Source organism: Streptomyces sp. NBC_01716 (assembly GCF_036248275.1).
In the GTDB taxonomy this organism is placed as follows: Bacteria; Actinomycetota; Actinomycetes; order Streptomycetales; family Streptomycetaceae; genus Streptomyces.
Genome location: NZ_CP109181.1, coordinates 7,107,421 through 7,123,504 on the forward strand (window position 1 = coordinate 7,107,421; position 16,084 = coordinate 7,123,504).

A 16,084-nucleotide genomic window follows, 5' to 3' on the forward strand; every position below is an offset into this window, starting at 1 on the left:
TCGGTTCGGAGGGCGGAGGGAAGGCGGGGCCTACTTGAGGGCCCAGTTGAAGAAGCCGGCCGCGGCGGCGCCGCCGAGCAGCGGGCCCACGACGGGGATCCAGGCGTACGTCCAGTCGGAGCCGCCCTTGTTGGGCAGCGGCAACAGGGCGTGGACGATGCGGGGGCCGAGGTCACGTGCCGGGTTGATGGCGTATCCGGTGGGGCCACCGAGCGAGAGGCCGATGCCCACGACGACCAGTGCGACGATCAGCGCGCCCAGCGTGCCGAGGCCGTTGCCCTCGTTGTTCAGTCCCTGCGTGAGGATCGCGATCACCAGGACGAAGGTGGCGATGATCTCGGTGAGGAGGTTCTGCACGGTGTGCCGGATCTCCGGGCCTGTCGAGAAGATACCGAGGACCGGACCGGCCTTGGGCGCGGTCTTCTGGTCGACCAGACCCTCGACACTCGGCTGCGCGGCCAGGATCTCCGGGTCGGTCAGGTGCGCCTTGAACTGCCCCATGTACGTCAGCCACACCAGGGTGGCGCCGATGAGGGCGCCGAGCAGCTGGCTCGCCATGTAGAGGGGGACGTCCCCCCACGGCGTCGTGCCGGCTATCGCCAGACCGAGGGTGACCGCGGGGTTCAGATGCGCGCCGGAGACGCCGGTGGCGAGATAGGCGCCGGTGAGAACGGCGAGGCCCCAGCCGAAGCTGATGGCGACCCATCCGGCGCCGTGCGATTTCGAGCGCTTGAGGACGACGCCCGCCACCACACCACCACCGAGCAGCAGCAGAAGCGCGGTACCGACCATCTCGCCGATGAAGATGTCGTAGTGAGACACCCGAGACTCCTTCGTCCAGGGGAAGGCAGACCCGCGGCTCACACCGATGGTCCGCGCCCTCGGTTAAGGGCGTTGCCGGCCCTTGGCGTTGTCGTGCACTCAGGATGATCTGCCGATCAATGTTCGACAATGCCGACCGTTGAACGGCAGTGTCATCCTGCGATGGATACATCGTCAAGGGCTCCGCAGTCGGAACCTTGTACTTCTCAGATCATCAGCCATCCGGTTCAGAACCGCCCGGCGCCGACATCCCTGGACACCGAACGGGCACATTCGCGCACCGCCGTGATCAGCTCCGGGCGGACTTCGCCGCCTTCGCACAGCCGTTCCACCGCGCCGGTGAGAGCGATGGCTCCGACCGGCATCCGGCGCCTGCCGTGAATCGGCGCGGCCACCGCGGCCACCCCTTCCCAGGTCTCCTCGACGTCCGTCGCCCACCCTCGCGACCTGGTGAATTCGAGAATCGCCTCGAATTGCTCCAGATCGGTGACGGTGCGTGTGGTGAGCTCCTCGCGGGCGCCCCTGACGGCCTCGCCGCGGGCCACCGGGTCGTACGCGGCGAGCACCTTCCCGAGAGCTGTGGAGTGCAGCGGCTGCATCGCGCCCACTTCGAGGACCTGTCGGCTGTCGTCGGGCCGGAAGACGTGATGCACGATCAGTACGCCTTCCAGGTGCAGCACCCCCAGATGCACGCTCTCGCCGCTGGACCGCGCCAGATCGTCCGTCCACACCAGGGCGCGGGACCGCAGCTCATGGACGTCCAGATAGCTGTTGCCGAGCCGCAGCAGCTCGGCGCCCAGCTGATAGCGGCCGGAGACCTCGTCCTGCTCCACGAAGCCCTCGGCCTGGAGCGTACGGAGAATGCCGTGCGCCGTACCCTTGGCCAGCCCGAGCGAGGAGGCGATGTCGGACAGGCCGAGCCTGCGCTCACCGCCGGCCAGGAGCCGCAGCACCGCCGCCGCGCGCTGCAGCGACTGAATACTCTTCGCCATCGGCCGGGCCTCCACTACACAGTCGTTCGGCAATGCTGAACATTATGGGCCCATGCCGACTCCCCTCGAAGGTCACCGGATTCCTTCCCCGGGCAGGGACATGACAGTCCGCCTCATGGCGACAGTCCGCCCCGTGGTACGGAAACGCCGTACGGAGCCGTGCACCGCTACGCTTGCCGGGTGCCCCTTCCACCGGAAGGCGCAAAGCCGACAGCCGTCGCATCCCCGGGAGTATGTTCATGGCCCCGTCCTCCAGCCTTTCCGCCGACAGCCGGACCCGAATCGAAGCGCTGCGCGAGGCGCTCGCCACCCGTGTGGTGGTGGCCGACGGCGCGATGGGCACGATGCTCCAGGCCCAGGACCCGACGATGGAGGACTTCCAGAACCTGGAAGGCTGCAACGAGATCCTCAATGTGACCCGCCCTGACATCGTGCGCTCGGTCCATGAGGAGTACTTCGCGGTCGGTGTCGACTGCGTGGAGACGAACACCTTCGGCTCGAACTTCGCCGCTCTGGCCGAGTACGACATCCCCGAGCGGGTCTTCGAACTCTCCGAGGCAGGCGCCCGTATCGCCCGCGAGGCCGCCGACGAGTTCACGGTGTCGACGGGACAGCAGCGCTGGGTGCTGGGCTCGATGGGTCCCGGCACGAAGCTGCCGACGCTGGGGCACGTGGACTACCGGACGCTGCGCGACGCCTACCAGCGCAACGCCGAGGGCATGATCGCCGGCGGCGCCGACGCGCTGCTGATCGAGACGACGCAGGACCTGCTCCAGACGAAGGCGGCCGTCCTCGGCGCCCGGCGCGCCCTCGACGCCACCGGCACGAAGCTGCCGGTCATCTGCTCGGTGACCGTCGAGACGACGGGCACCATGCTGCTGGGGTCCGAGATCGGCGCCGCGCTGACGGCGCTGGAGCCGCTCGGCATCGACATGATCGGTCTGAACTGCGCCACGGGCCCCGCCGAGATGAGCGAACACCTGCGGTATCTGGCCCGCCACTCCCGTATCCCCCTCTCCTGCATGCCCAACGCCGGACTGCCCGTCCTCGGCAAGGACGGGGCGCACTACCCCCTGTCCGCCGGTGAACTCGCGGACGCGCAGGAGAACTTCGTACGCGACTACGGACTCTCGCTCGTGGGCGGCTGCTGCGGTACGACTCCGGAGCATCTGCGCCAGGTGGTGGAGCGGGTGCGCGGGGCCGGCATCACGGAGCGGGTGCCGCAGCCGGAGCCGGGGGTGGCCTCCCTCTACCAGAGCGTGCCGTTCCGGCAGGACACCTCGTATCTGGCGATCGGCGAGCGGACCAACGCCAACGGGTCGAAGAAGTTCCGTGAGGCGATGCTCGAAGGGCGCTGGGACGACTGCGTGGAGATGGCGCGCGGCCAGATCCGCGAGGGCGCGCACCTGCTCGACCTGTGTGTCGACTACGTCGGCAGGGACGGTGTCGCCGACATGGCCGAACTCGCCGGCCGGTTCGCGACCGCCTCCACGCTGCCGATCGTGCTGGACTCCACCGAACTGCCGGTCCTGCGCGCCGGGCTGGAGAAGCTCGGCGGGCGAGCGGTCATCAACTCGGTCAACTACGAGGACGGCGACGGGCCCGAGTCCCGTTTCGTGAAGGTCACCGAACTGGCGGTGGAGCACGGGGCGGCGCTGATCGCGCTCACCATCGACGAGGAGGGCCAGGCCCGTACCCCCGAGCACAAGGTCGCGATCGCCGAGCGGCTGATCGCCGATCTGACCGGCAACTGGGGCGTCCACGAGTCGGACATCCTCATCGACACCCTAACGTTCACGATCTGTACCGGTCAGGAGGAGTCGCGCAAGGACGGCATCGCGACGATCGAGGCGATCCGGGAGCTGAAGAGGCGCCACCCCGAGGTGCAGACCACACTCGGTCTGTCCAACATCTCCTTCGGCCTCAACCCGGCCGCCCGCATCGTCCTCAACTCGGTGTTCCTGGACGAGTGCGTGAAGGCCGGCCTGGACTCGGCCATCGTGCACGCCTCGAAGATCCTGCCGATCGCCCGGCTGGAGAAGGAGCAGGTCAAGGTCGCGCTCGACCTGATCTACGACCGCCGCGAAGAGGGCTACGACCCGCTCCAGAGGCTGATGGAGCTGTTCGAGGGCGTCAACACCAAGTCGATGAAGGACGGCCGCGCCGAGGAACTGCTGGCGCTGCCCCTGAACGAGCGCCTGGAGCGGCGCATCATCGACGGCGAGAAGAACGGTCTGGAGGACGACCTCACCGAGGCCCTGCGGGCGCGTCCCGCGCTGGAGATCGTCAACGACACCCTGCTGAACGGCATGAAGGTCGTCGGCGAGCTGTTCGGCTCCGGCCAGATGCAGCTGCCGTTCGTGCTCCAGTCCGCCGAGGTGATGAAGACGGCGGTGGCGTTCCTGGAGCCGCACATGGAGAAAGTCGCCGATGGCGAAGATGCTGTCGGCAAGGGCACGATCGTGCTGGCCACGGTGCGCGGCGATGTGCACGACATCGGCAAGAACCTCGTCGACATCATCCTCTCCAACAACGGCTACACCGTGGTCAATCTCGGTATCAAGCAGCCCGTCTCCGCGATCCTCGAAGCCGCCGAGGAGCACCGGGCGGACGTCATCGGGATGTCGGGGCTGCTGGTGAAGTCCACGGTGATCATGAAGGAGAACCTCCAGGAGCTGAACCAGCGCAAGATGGCGGCCGACTTCCCCGTCATCCTCGGCGGTGCCGCCCTGACCCGCGCCTACGTCGAGCAGGACCTGCACGAGATCTACGAGGGTGAGGTCCGCTACGCCCGCGACGCGTTCGAGGGCCTGCGGCTGATGGACGCGCTGATCGGCATCAAGCGCGGCGTCCCCGGAGCCGTACTGCCCGACCTCAAGCAGCGCCGCGTCAGGCCCGCCGCCACGGCGGTGGTGGAGGAGCGTCCGGAGGAGGGCGCGGTCCGCTCGGACGTGTCGGTGACCAACCCCGTTCCGGAGTCGCCATTCTGGGGCAGCCGCGTCATCAAGGGCATCCAGCTCAAGGAGTACGCGTCCTGGCTGGACGAGGGCGCGCTGTTCAAGGGGCAGTGGGGGCTGAAGGAGTCCCGCAAGGGCGGACCCAGTTACGAGGAGCTGGTGGAGTCCGAGGGCCGGCCGCGGCTGCGGGGCTGGCTGGAGAAGCTCCACACGGACAACCTGCTCGAAGCGGCCGTCGTCTACGGCTACTTCCCCTGCGTCTCCAAGGGCGACGACCTCATCCTGCTCGGCGAGGACGGCTCGGAGCGCACCCGCTTCACCTTCCCGCGGCAGCGGCGCGGGCGGCGGCTCTGCCTCGCCGACTTCTTCCGCCCCGAGGAGTCCGGCGAGACGGATGTGGTCGGACTCCAGGTCGTCACGGTCGGCTCGAAGATCGGCGGCGCGACGGCGGAGCTGTTCGAGAAGAACGCCTACCGGGACTATCTCGAACTCCACGGGCTCTCCGTCCAGCTCGCCGAGGCCCTCGCCGAGTACTGGCACGCCCGCGTCCGCTCCGAGCTGGGCTTCGCCGGCGAGGACCCGTCCGAGGTCGAGGACATGTTCGCCCTGAAGTACCGGGGCGCCCGCTTCTCGCTCGGCTACGGGGCCTGCCCCAACCTGGAGGACCGCGCCAAGATCGCCGGCCTTCTGGAGCCCGGCCGGATCGGCGTCGAGCTGTCCGAGGAGTTCCAGCTCCACCCCGAGCAGTCCACGGACGCCATCGTCATCCACCACCCCGAGGCGAAGTACTTCAACGCGCGCTAGGGCGTGTTTGAGAAGTCCCGTCTGGCCCACGACGCCTGGCACGCGCGCTCGCTGCGTTGTCGGAGTCATCCAAGTACGTCCAGTACGAGGATGATCCTCCGCCTTGCGATCGCACGCACCAGACGCCGTGGGCCCCGCCCGATGGGCGGACGACGCTACTTCTCAAACACGCCCTAGGCCGGCCGGGGCACCGCACGGCGCGGCAAGCCGCTGACCGCGCACTTCGCGTGGCCGAGCCGTACACTGGTCGGCCCAGTGCAGGCCGGTTGCCGGACCCGACGGGAATCCCGTCAGGAAAGGCGACCGGCCTTCTCGTCCCTCTCGGAGGTGTGCCGGATGACCAGTACGGTTCCCGCGTCCATGACCCGCACGGCCGAAGGATCCGCCCTTCAGGCCGTTCTGCTCGACATGGACGGCACCCTGGTCGACACCGAGGGCTTCTGGTGGGACACGGAGGTCGCGGTCTTCAAGGACCTCGGCCACCCCCTGGACGACGCCTGGCGGGACGTGGTCGTCGGCGGACCGATGACCAGGAGCGCCGGCTATCTCATCGAGGCCACCGGCGCCGACATCACCCTCGCCGAGCTGACCGTGCTGCTCAACGAGCGCTTCGAGGAGCGCATCGGCGCCGATGTGCCGCTGATGCCCGGCGCCGCCAAGCTCCTCGCCGAGCTGGCCCACCACGGCGTGCCCACGGCCCTGGTCTCCGCGTCCCACCGGCGCATCATCGACCGGGTGCTGGATTCCGTGGGACGCCACCACTTCTCCCTCACCGTGGCCGGTGACGAGGTGCTGAACACCAAGCCGCACCCCGACCCGTATCTGCTCGCCGCGCGCGGGCTGAGCGCCGCCCCCGCGAGATGCGCCGTCATCGAGGACACGGCGACCGGTGTGGCATCGGCCGAGGCGGCGGGCTGCCGCGTGGTCGCGGTGCCCTCGGTCGCGCCCATCGCGGCCGCCGCGGGACGGGTGATCGTGCAGTCCCTCGAAGAGGTCGATCTGGTATTCCTGCGTGGTCTGATCACGCATCAACACTGATACGCATACAGAGCGTGGCCCCTGAAACTATCGACAATAGGTGGCTTCGTATACACGCTCCGGGACTCCTTGTTGATCATTGCGCGAATGATCACGAGGGGCCTCAATTGAGCGCGAGTGATGTTGGTCACTCCCCGTCCTGTCGCCGCTGGCGGCCATGCCCGTTCGAGGGCTCCGGGTGGCCCGTTCGCCGCGCCGTTACGGGCATCCATGTGCCCGGTTTTATGGCTTTATGTGTGAATGATTCTGGCGTCCTGATACCGCTTCACGGCAATCCCTGATCACTTTGCGATGAGGCCCGAAGCAGGCCCGGTTCAGGACGTCCGCACCCGCCGACTAATCTCGTCGCGAGAACTTTCGCCACACGTTCGCCGCCTCAATGGTGTGATCCGACGGTCAATCACGTCGCGGAATTCTCAGCCACCGGTGTATCGCATGGTGTTCGGATGAGGGAGTACGTCCAGGATGAAGCGCAAGAGTCTCGTGCTGCCGGTTGTGGCCGGTCTGCTCGCCCCGGTGCTCGTCGCCTGCGGCGGCTCGGACAGCTCGTCGGACGACGGTGAGGCCATAGTCGTGGGCACCACCGACCAGTTCACCGCCACCAAGGAGTCCCCGGCGCCCCTGGACCCGGCGTTCGCGTACGACGCAGGCTCCTGGAACATCCTGCGCCAGACCCTCCAGACGCTGATGCACGTCCCGCGCGGCGGCGGCGCCCCCGTTCCCGAGGCCGCGTCGAACTGCCGCTTCTCCGACAACCAGAACGAGAGCTACCGCTGCGAGCTGCGCGACGGGCTCAAGTTCGCCGACGGCACCGAGGTCACCTCGGAGGACGTGAAGTTCTCCATCGACCGGGTCATCGACATCAACTCCGAGGCCGGCGCGGTGGGCCTGCTCGCGAACATCGACACGATCGAGACGCCCAGCGACGCCGAGGTCATCTTCCACCTCAAGACCCCCGACGCCACGTTCCCGTACAAGCTCTCGACGCCCGTCGCCGGCATCGTCTCCCCGGAGTCGTACGAAGGCAAGAAGCTCCGTGACGGCTTCGACCTGAGCGGCTCGGGCCCGTACAAGTTCAACGCCGAGGTGAAGGACGACAAGATCGTCAAGGCGGTCTTCACCAAGAACGACTCGTACAAGGGCGACCTCAAGCTCCGCAACAGCAAGGTCGAACTGCGCTCGTACGCCGACGCCGCCGCCATGGGCAAGGCCCTCGACTCCGGTGAGATCGACGTGATGGCCCGCACCATGGCCCCCGATCAGATCGAGCAGATGCTCGCGAAGCCCAAGGACAGCGTCGCGCTCACCGAGATGCCGGGTCTGGAGATCCGCTACCTCGCCTTCGACACCGACGAGCCGGTGGGGAAGGAGAAGGCCGTACGCCAGGCCGTCGCCTCCCTCGTGGACCGCGGCCAGATCGCCTCCGAGGTGTACGGCTCCACGGCCGAGCCGCTCTACTCGCTCATCCCGGCGACCGTCACGTCGCACACCAACTCGTTCTTCAACAAGTACGGGGAGCCGAACCGGGCCGAGGCCGAGAAGCTCCTCGAAGACGCCGGTGTGCAGACGCCGGTGAAGTTCACCATGCACTACACCACCGACCATTACGGCGAGGCCACCGCCAAGGAGTTCGAGATGCTCAAGGAGCAGCTCAACTCCAGCGGGCTCTTCCAGGTGGACACCAAGGGCGCCGAGTGGGCCAAGTTCCGGCCCGCCCAGACGCGCGGTGAGTACACCGTCTACGGCATGGGCTGGTTCCCCGACTTCCCCGACCCGGACAACTACATCGCGCCCTTCCTCGACACGGACAACTTCCTCAACGCGCCGTACGCGAACCAGAAGGTGATCAAGGAACTGATCCCGCAGTCGCGCAGCGAGGCCGAGCGCAGCGCCGCGGCCAAGGCCTTCTCGGACATGCAGGACATCGTTGCCGAGGACGTTCCGGTACTGCCGCTCTGGCAGGGCAAGCAGTACGTCGCCGCCGCCGACGACATCTCCGGTGTCGAGTGGGCCCTCAACCCCTCCGGCGAACTGCTGCTCTGGGAGCTGGGCACCGGCAGCGCGGTCTGACCGGCCCGACCGTCGTCATACAGAGAGGTCCCCGGCATCGACGTGATGCCGGGGACCTCTCCGTACGACCGGTTACTGGGCGCCCGGACGGACCAGACCGCTCTCGTACGCGTACACGGCCGCCTGCACCCGGTCGCGCAGGCTCAGCTTCGTGAGCACATGACCCACATGCGTCTTGACCGTCGTCTCACTCACGAAGAGGTCCGCCGCGATCTCCGCGTTGGACAGCCCGCGCGCCACCAGCTTGAGGACCTCCACCTCGCGCTCGGTCAGCGTGTGCAGGGTGTCCGGCACCTGCTCGTCGCCGGACGGCAGATGGTCCGCGTACTTGTCGAGCAGCCTGCGGGTGATGCTCGGCGCCAGCATCGCCTCACCGGCGGCCACCACCCGGATCGCCTGCACCAGCTCGTTGGCGGGCGCGTCCTTGAGCAGAAACCCGCTGGCCCCGGCGCGCAGCGCCTCCACCACGTACTCGTCCAGATCGAACGTGGTCAGCACCAGCACCTTCGCCGGACCGTCCTTGCCGGGACCGGTGATCTGACGGGTCGCCTCGACGCCGTCCATCCGGGGCATCCGGATGTCCATCAGTACGACATCGGGCTGGAGCGCCCGGACCTGGTCGATCGCCTGGAGGCCGTCCCCGGCCTCGCCGACGACGGCGATGTCCTGCTCGGCCTCCAGGATCATCCGGAAGCCGGTGCGCAGCAGTGGCTGGTCGTCGACCAGTAGGACGCGGATGGCCACGGGATCTCCTTCGGTGGGACTGATCCCGGTCCATTCTGCCCTGAGCGCCCGGCCGCGACCCCAGCGGGCACACGCCGCTCTTCCCGCTACGCCCCCTGAGCCGGCTCGGCGGAAGCCACCGGCCCGGCAGCGCCGACCGCCTCCGGAACGGCAAGCGGCTCGGCGCCCCGCCGCGGCGGCACCGTCAGCGGATACACCGGCGGAGTGCCCCCGAACTCCGGACACACCGCCTGGTGGTCGCACCAGCCGCACAGCTTCGTCGGCCGCGGCCGCCAGTCGCCCGTCTCCGTGGCCTGCCTGATCGCGTCCCAGAGCGCCAGAAGCTTGCGCTCCACGCGCTCCAGGTCGGCCTCGACCGGGTCGTACGTCAGCACGTCGCCGCTGCCCAGATAGACCAGCTGGAGCCGGCGCGGCACCACCCGCTTGAGCCGCCAGATCACCAGCGCGTAGAACTTCATCTGGAACAGCGCGCCCTCCGAGTACTCCGGACGCGGCGCCTTCCCCGTCTTGTAGTCCACGATCCGCACCTCGCCCGACGGCGCCACATCGACCCGGTCGATCACCCCGCGCAGCCGCAGCCCCGACTCCAGCTCCGTCTCCACGAACAGCTCACGCTCCGCCGGCTCCAGCCGCGTCGGATCCTCCAGCGAGAACCACCGCTCCACCAGCCGCTCGGCCTCCGAGAGCCAGCCCGCCAGCCGCTCCCCGCCCTCGTCCCCCGCGAACAGCTCGCCCAGCTCCGGTCTCGACTCCAGCAGCCGGTCCCACTGCCCGGGAACCATCGACCTGGCCCGCGGCGCCGTACGCTCGACAGCGGGGTCGTCGAACAGCCTCTCCAGCACCGCGTGCACCAGCGTCCCCCGGGTGGCCGCCTCGCTCGGCTTCTCCGGCAGCTTGTCGATCACCCGGAACCGGTACAGCAGAGGGCACTGCATGAAGTCGCTCGCACGCGACGGCGACAGCGAAGTGGGCTGCTGACTCGTACTCATGACGCAGACCCTACGGCCCGCCACTGACAGCGAGCGGAATACCATCGACGTAAGACCCTCGCGAACAGCATGATCGAGCGAGCGACGGTGCCGCAACGAAGGGATGACGTGAACAAGGACGACGAGAGCGGCGAGAGCAGGAGGCCGCGGTCCGGTCCTGAGGACGTGCCCCCCGGCGGCAAGCGCAAGCGGCCCGAAGACCCCGGCGGCGGGATCCTGATGGGCCGTCCCTTCGGCGTGCCCGTCTACGTCGCCCCCAGCTGGTTCCTGGTCGCCGCCCTGATCACCTGGGTCTTCGGCGGCCAGCTCGACCGGGTGCTGCCCGAGCTCGGCGGTGTCCGCTATCTCGTCGCGCTCTTCTTCGCCGTCGCCTTCTACGCCTCCGTACTGGTCCACGAACTGGCCCACACCGTTGTGGCGCTGCGCTACAAACTCCCCGTCCGCCGTATCCAGCTCCAGTTCTTCGGCGGCGTCTCCGAGATCGAGAAGGAGTCGGAGACCCCGGGCCGCGAATTCATGCTGGCCTTCGTCGGCCCCCTGCTCTCCCTCGTCCTCGCGGGCTTCTTCTACCTCACGATGCTGGCCGTGGAACCCGGCACCGTGCCCGGCGTCCTCCTCGCCGGCCTGATGATCTCCAACCTCATCGTCGCCGCCTTCAACCTGCTCCCCGGCCTGCCGCTCGACGGCGGCCGGATGCTGCGCGCCGTCGTCTGGAAGATCACCGGCAAGCCCATGACCGGCACCGTCGCCGCCGCCTGGGTCGGCAGGGCACTCGCCGTCGCCGTCCTCATCGGCCTGCCCCTGCTCACCCACACCGGCGCACTCGGCAACTCGACCAAGGACATCGGCGGCGTGGAGACCGTCACCGACGCGCTCCTCGCCGCCATCCTCGCCGCGATCATCTGGACCGGTGCCGGCAACAGCCTGCGCATGGCCCGCCTGCGCGAACACCTGCCCGACCTGCGCGCCCGCGCCCTCACCCGGCGCGCCGTCCCCGTCGAATCGGCCACCCCGCTCTCCGAGGCGCTGCGCCGCGCCAACGAGGCCGGAGCCCGCGCGCTCGTCGTCGTCGACGGCCAGGGCGAACCGACCGCGCTGGTCCGCGAGGCGGCCATCGTCGGCGTCCCGATCCACCGCCGCCCCTGGGTCGCCGTGAGCGGCCTCGCCCAGGACCTCACCGACGGGATGAAGGTCCCCGCCGAACTCGCCGGAGAAGCGCTCCTCGACCGTCTCAGGGCCAGCCCCGCCACCGAGTACCTGGTGGTCGAGGAGACCGGCGAGATCTACGGAGTCCTGTCGACTGCCGACGTGGAACGCGCCTTCGTCGCCGCCATGGCCAGGCCCGACAGCAAGTGAGGGCCGGTCAAGCCAGGTGAGGAAGGCCCAAATGGAGCAGGTAGTCTGACCGCATGTCCGAACCGACCGGTGCCGCCCGTCGTCGCGGCCCCTTCAAGGTCGGGGACCAGGTCCAGCTCACCGACCCCAAGGGACGCCACCACACCTTCACGCTCGAAGCGGGGAAGAATTTCCACACCCACAAGGGTTCCTTCCCCCATGACGAGCTGATCGGTGCTCCCGAGGGCAGTGTTGTCCGCACCACGGGAAACGTCGCCTACCTCGCGCTGCGCCCCCTGCTCCCCGACTACGTCCTGTCCATGCCCCGCGGCGCCGCCGTGGTCTACCCCAAGGACGCGGGCCAGATCCTGGCCTTCGCCGACATCTTCCCCGGCGCTCGCATCGTCGAGGCGGGAGTGGGATCGGGCTCGCTCAGCAGCTTCCTGCTGCGCGCCATCGGCGACCAGGGCATGCTGCACTCCTACGAGCGCCGCGAGGACTTCGCCGACATCGCCCGGCAGAACGTGGAGCGCTACTTCGGCGGACCGCACCCCGCCTGGCAGCTCACCGTCGGCGACCTCCAGGACAACCTCTCCGACACCGAGGTGGACAGGGTCATCCTCGACATGCTCGCGCCCTGGGAGTGCGTCGAGCCCGTGTCGAAGGCGCTCGTACCCGGCGGCATCCTCTGCGCGTACGTCGCCACCACCACCCAGCTCGCCCGCACTGTCGAGACCATCCGGGAGCACGGCTCGTTCAACGAACCGGCCGCCTGGGAGTCGATGGTCCGCAACTGGCACGTCGAGGGACTCGCCGTACGCCCGGACCACCGCATGATCGGCCACACCGGCTTTCTGATCACCGCCCGCCGTCTCGCCGACGGCGTGGAGCCGCCCCTGCGCCGCCGCCGCCCCTCCAAGGGCGCCTACGGCGAGGACTACGACGGCCCGGGAAGCGGCAGCGGCTCCCGAGGCTGAGCCCGCTGAGCCCTCGTCACCCCTCACAACACGACACCACCGCCGCCGAGTTCACGTCCACCCGACGCGAACTCGGCGGCGCAGTCTTTACGTTGGCCTTACGGACCCCGCTGTTCCACCGCACTGTGACGTGTGGCACCATTCACGCCACCCCCACCGGCACCGCCTTCACAGGAGTCACCGCGTGCAGATCTCCGACGTCCCGGACCTCGCGCACACCCAGCCGCGTCCGGTGCACTGGCTCGCCACGGCCACCGCGATGGCCGCCGTGGTGGCCTTCGCCGGTCTGCTCCAGCCCGACGCCGCCACGGCCGACCAGCCCGGCTCCGAACCCACCGCGCGCACCGCGCCGAACACGGCACCCCTGCCCGCGCCCGACACCGCCGCCGTGGACTTCCCACTGGAGTGCGGTGGCGCGAAAGCGCTGGTTACGAAGGAAGCCACCGGAGACCTCGACGGCGACGGCAGCCCCGAGACCGTGGCCGCCGCCCGCTGCGACGCGGGATCCGGCACCCCGCCGAGCGGTCTGTACGTCCTCACGGCCACGAAGGAGGGCGGTGCCCCTCGTATCGTCGCGACGCTCGTGGACCCGGCCGACCGGCAGAGCGTGGCCGACCTGGAGATGAGCGACGGCGTCGTCCGGGCCCGGCTGCTCGGCTACTCGGGACCCGACGTACCGGGCTGCTGCCCCGACGAGGAGACCCACCCCACCTGGGAGTGGAAGAACGGCGCCTTCGTACGGAGCGAAGGCGCACAGAACGAATCGCGGAGCGTCTGACCGGTCACCTCAGGTGATCTCACCATTGCCGCGCCGACGGCGTAACCTCTAACTCAGGAGCCTGCGGGGAGGCTCATTCCGCGTCGGGGCCGTACACCTCGACACTGTCCGAAACGCGCCGTACATGAATGCAGTCACCCGGGCATTCCTTCGCCGAGTCGACGACATCCCTGAGGATGGGCAGCGGCACCCGCGTGGTGGCCCCGGGGGACTGGAGAAGTTCGTCGTCGGCGCTCTTCACATAAGCGAGGCCGTCGATGTCGAGCTCGAAGACATCAGGGGCGTACTGGGCACAGATCCCGTCACCCGTGCAGAGGTCCTGGTCGATCCAGACTTCGAGCGGCTCGGAGCCCTCGGTGACGGCGTCTGTCGGAACCTGCTGCTGCACGGTCATATCTCCTGCCGTTTCCTGCTTGGGGTGAGGCAATCTCGGGCAAGTCGCGCCAGCCCGGACGGGTGTTGAACACTTCGACGATACAACCGGCCGCTTTCCGATGTTGAACGGTGGGTATTCCCCTGGCGTGAGGGAGAGCGCAAGGGTGAAGATCGGACACGCCCCGACAGTCTTTGTGATCTAGGGGTTTTAATCACCACCTACCCAGGTAGGGTCAGGAAGCGTCCAGCTCCCCTTGGAGGAGGTGAGGACCGTGGCAGCCCACGACGACGACATCAACCGCGGCATCCGGCCCGGGCGGGGGTCTGAAGACCCGGCCGGCCAGGTTGCCTATCTCGAGCAGGAAATCGCCGTCCTGCGACGTAAGCTCGCCGACTCTCCGCGTCATACGAGGATTCTCGAAGAGCGGATCGTCGAACTGCAGACGAACCTGGCAGGTGTGTCCGCGCAGAATGAGCGGCTCGCCAATACGCTGCGTGAGGCCCGCGACCAGATCGTGGCCCTCAAGGAAGAGGTCGACCGGCTCGCGCAGCCGCCGGCCGGCTTCGGTGTCTTTCTGCATGCGAACGAGGACAGCACGGCCGACATCTTCACCGGGGGCCGCAAGCTCCGGGTGAACGTCAGCCCCGGCGTCGAGCTCGAAGAGCTCCGGCGCGGCCAGGAAGTCATGCTCAACGAGGCCCTCAATGTGGTCGAGGCCATGGAGTTCGAGCGGGCCGGGGACATCGTCACCCTCAAGGAGATCCTTGAGGACGGCGAGCGCGCCCTGGTCGTGGGACACACCGACGAGGAACGGGTGGTGCGGCTCGCCGAGCCGCTGCTCGACATCAACATCCGCGCCGGCGACGCCCTCCTGCTCGAACCGCGCTCCGGCTATGTCTACGAAGTGGTTCCCAAGAGCGAGGTCGAAGAGCTCGTCCTCGAAGAGGTCCCGGACGTCGACTACAGCAAGATCGGCGGTCTGGGCGGCCAGATCGAGATGATCCGCGACGCGGTCGAGCTTCCGTACCTCTACCCGGACCTCTTCAAGGAGCACGAACTGCGCCCGCCGAAGGGCATCCTGCTCTACGGTCCGCCCGGCTGCGGCAAGACACTTATCGCCAAGGCTGTGGCCAACTCCCTTGCCAAGAAGGTCGCCGAGGTGAGCGGCCGGCCCGCGGGGAAGAGCTACTTCCTCAACATCAAGGGCCCCGAACTCCTCAACAAGTACGTCGGCGAGACCGAGCGGCACATCCGCCTGGTCTTCCAGCGCGCCCGTGAGAAGGCCAGCGAGGGCACGCCCGTCATCGTCTTCTTCGACGAGATGGAGTCCCTCTTCCGCACCCGCGGATCCGGTGTCAGCTCGGACGTGGAGAACACCATCGTCCCGCAGCTGCTCGCCGAGATCGACGGTGTGGAGGGCCTGGAGAACGTCATCGTCATCGGCGCGTCCAACCGCGAGGACATGATCGACCCCGCGATCCTGCGGCCCGGCCGGCTCGACGTGAAGATCAAGATCGAGCGTCCGGACGCGGAGGCGGCCAAGGACATCTTCGCGAAGTACCTCCGCTCCTCGCTGCCCCTGCACGAGGACGACCTGTCCGAACACAAGGGCTCGCCGGAGTCCACGGTGGAGGGCATGATCCAGTCGGTCGTCGAGCGGATGTACACCGAATCCGAGGAGAACCGCTTCCTCGAGGTCACGTACGCCAACGGCGACAAGGAAGTCCTGTACTTCAAGGACTTCAACTCCGGCGCGATGATCCAGAACATCGTCGACCGGGCCAAGAAGATGGCGATCAAGGACTTCCTCGACGAGAACCAGCGAGGACTCCGCGTCGCCCACCTGCTGCAGGCCTGCGTCGACGAGTTCAAGGAGAACGAGGACCTGCCCAACACCACCAACCCCGACGACTGGGCCCGTATCTCCGGCAAGAAGGGCGAGCGGATCGTATTCATCCGCACCCTCGTCACCGGAAAGCAGGGCGCGGACACCGGACGGTCCATCGACACGGTGGCCAACACCGGGCAGTACCTGTAAGGCACAGACCGGCTGCGGATGTCCGGACGGGCATCCGCAGCCGGTTGCTTTCCCCGTACCTTTCACCACACCAGGGCAATGACGGAAACGATCTCCCCACCAGTGCAAAGGCGTTCTAGGCTCTTCGGTACCGCCGCGTCGCGCAGTGCGGGGACAGGCACCGC

At 68.2% G+C, this 16,084-nt stretch carries 12 protein-coding genes; 7 read left to right on the forward strand and 5 right to left on the reverse strand.

Features of this window, described 5'->3' with window-relative positions:
• Window positions 1-30: 30 nt before the first annotated feature.
• Window positions 31-822, reverse strand: a complete 792-nt coding sequence (locus OIE74_RS31335) for an MIP/aquaporin family protein (protein WP_329389611.1) — start codon at window positions 820-822, stop codon at window positions 31-33.
• Between the two features lie 227 nt (window positions 823-1,049).
• Window positions 1,050-1,814 carry an IclR family transcriptional regulator gene (locus tag OIE74_RS31340; RefSeq protein ID WP_329389613.1) on the reverse strand — a complete coding sequence of 255 codons (765 nt, stop codon included), beginning with the start codon at window positions 1,812-1,814 and terminating at the stop codon, window positions 1,050-1,052.
• 239 nt (window positions 1,815-2,053) lie between these two features.
• Here OIE74_RS31340 and metH point away from each other — a divergent pair, with 239 nt between their 5' ends.
• The 3 genes from metH (at window position 2,054) to OIE74_RS31355 (ending at window position 8,683) form a co-directional block, all read left to right on the forward strand.
• On the forward strand, window positions 2,054-5,575 hold the full coding sequence (metH, locus tag OIE74_RS31345) for a methionine synthase (protein ID WP_443076289.1): 3,522 nt from the start codon (window positions 2,054-2,056) through the stop codon (window positions 5,573-5,575).
• Window positions 5,576-5,911: 336 nt separating this feature from the next.
• On the forward strand, window positions 5,912-6,613 hold the full coding sequence (locus tag OIE74_RS31350; protein ID WP_329389617.1) for an HAD family hydrolase: 702 nt from the start codon (window positions 5,912-5,914) through the stop codon (window positions 6,611-6,613).
• Between the two features lie 465 nt (window positions 6,614-7,078).
• Window positions 7,079-8,683: an ABC transporter substrate-binding protein gene (locus OIE74_RS31355; RefSeq protein ID WP_329389619.1), complete on the forward strand. Its 1,605-nt coding sequence runs from the start codon at window positions 7,079-7,081 to the stop codon at window positions 8,681-8,683.
• A gap of 72 nt (window positions 8,684-8,755) precedes the next feature.
• Here OIE74_RS31355 and OIE74_RS31360 read toward each other — a convergent pair whose 3' ends face one another.
• Together OIE74_RS31360 and OIE74_RS31365 are read right to left on the reverse strand one after the other, a co-directional pair.
• Window positions 8,756-9,427 carry a response regulator gene (locus OIE74_RS31360; RefSeq protein ID WP_023542799.1) on the reverse strand — a complete coding sequence of 224 codons (672 nt, stop codon included), beginning with the start codon at window positions 9,425-9,427 and terminating at the stop codon, window positions 8,756-8,758.
• Between the two features lie 86 nt (window positions 9,428-9,513).
• Window positions 9,514-10,416, reverse strand: a complete 903-nt coding sequence (locus OIE74_RS31365) for a RecB family exonuclease (protein WP_329389622.1) — start codon at window positions 10,414-10,416, stop codon at window positions 9,514-9,516.
• Between the two features lie 69 nt (window positions 10,417-10,485).
• On the opposite strand from OIE74_RS31365, the gene OIE74_RS31370 reads away from it, so the two are divergent.
• From OIE74_RS31370 to OIE74_RS31380, 3 genes are all read left to right on the forward strand, one after another.
• A complete protein-coding gene (locus OIE74_RS31370) occupies window positions 10,486-11,772 on the forward strand; it encodes a site-2 protease family protein (RefSeq protein ID WP_329389624.1) in 1,287 nt (428 codons plus the stop codon).
• Window positions 11,773-11,825: 53 nt separating this feature from the next.
• The gene (locus tag OIE74_RS31375; RefSeq protein WP_329389626.1) at window positions 11,826-12,728 is read left to right on the forward strand and encodes a tRNA (adenine-N1)-methyltransferase; all 903 of its coding nucleotides are present in this window, start codon (window positions 11,826-11,828) and stop codon (window positions 12,726-12,728) included.
• A gap of 184 nt (window positions 12,729-12,912) precedes the next feature.
• A complete protein-coding gene (locus OIE74_RS31380; protein ID WP_329389628.1) occupies window positions 12,913-13,506 on the forward strand; it encodes a hypothetical protein in 594 nt (197 codons plus the stop codon).
• A gap of 73 nt (window positions 13,507-13,579) precedes the next feature.
• Here the strand turns inward: OIE74_RS31380 and OIE74_RS31385 are convergent, their stop codons facing one another.
• Entirely contained in the window at window positions 13,580-13,900 is a 321-nt protein-coding gene (locus tag OIE74_RS31385) for a ferredoxin (protein ID WP_329389630.1), read from the reverse strand.
• A 253-nt stretch (window positions 13,901-14,153) separates the two neighbouring features.
• Here OIE74_RS31385 and arc point away from each other — a divergent pair, with 253 nt between their 5' ends.
• The gene (gene arc, locus OIE74_RS31390) at window positions 14,154-15,920 is read left to right on the forward strand and encodes a proteasome ATPase (protein ID WP_329389632.1); all 1,767 of its coding nucleotides are present in this window, start codon (window positions 14,154-14,156) and stop codon (window positions 15,918-15,920) included.
• The last annotated feature ends 164 nt before the right edge of the window (window positions 15,921-16,084 follow it).

Bases quoted from the DNA above. Each gene is read 5' to 3' on its own strand.
- OIE74_RS31385 (WP_329389630.1), bottom strand. From the start codon at position 13,900: ATGACCGTGCAGCAGCAGGTTCCGACAGACGCCGTCACCGAGGGCTCC.
- OIE74_RS31355 (WP_329389619.1), top strand. From the start codon at position 7,079: ATGAAGCGCAAGAGTCTCGTGCTGCCGGTTGTGGCCGGTCTGCTCGCC.
- OIE74_RS31350 (WP_329389617.1), top strand. From the start codon at position 5,912: ATGACCAGTACGGTTCCCGCGTCCATGACCCGCACGGCCGAAGGATCC.
- OIE74_RS31370 (WP_329389624.1), top strand. From the start codon at position 10,486: ATGATCGAGCGAGCGACGGTGCCGCAACGAAGGGATGACGTGAACAAG.
- OIE74_RS31340 (WP_329389613.1), bottom strand. From the start codon at position 1,814: ATGGCGAAGAGTATTCAGTCGCTGCAGCGCGCGGCGGCGGTGCTGCGG.
- OIE74_RS31375 (WP_329389626.1), top strand. From the start codon at position 11,826: ATGTCCGAACCGACCGGTGCCGCCCGTCGTCGCGGCCCCTTCAAGGTC.
- metH (WP_443076289.1), top strand. From the start codon at position 2,054: ATGGCCCCGTCCTCCAGCCTTTCCGCCGACAGCCGGACCCGAATCGAA.
- OIE74_RS31365 (WP_329389622.1), bottom strand. From the start codon at position 10,416: ATGAGTACGAGTCAGCAGCCCACTTCGCTGTCGCCGTCGCGTGCGAGC.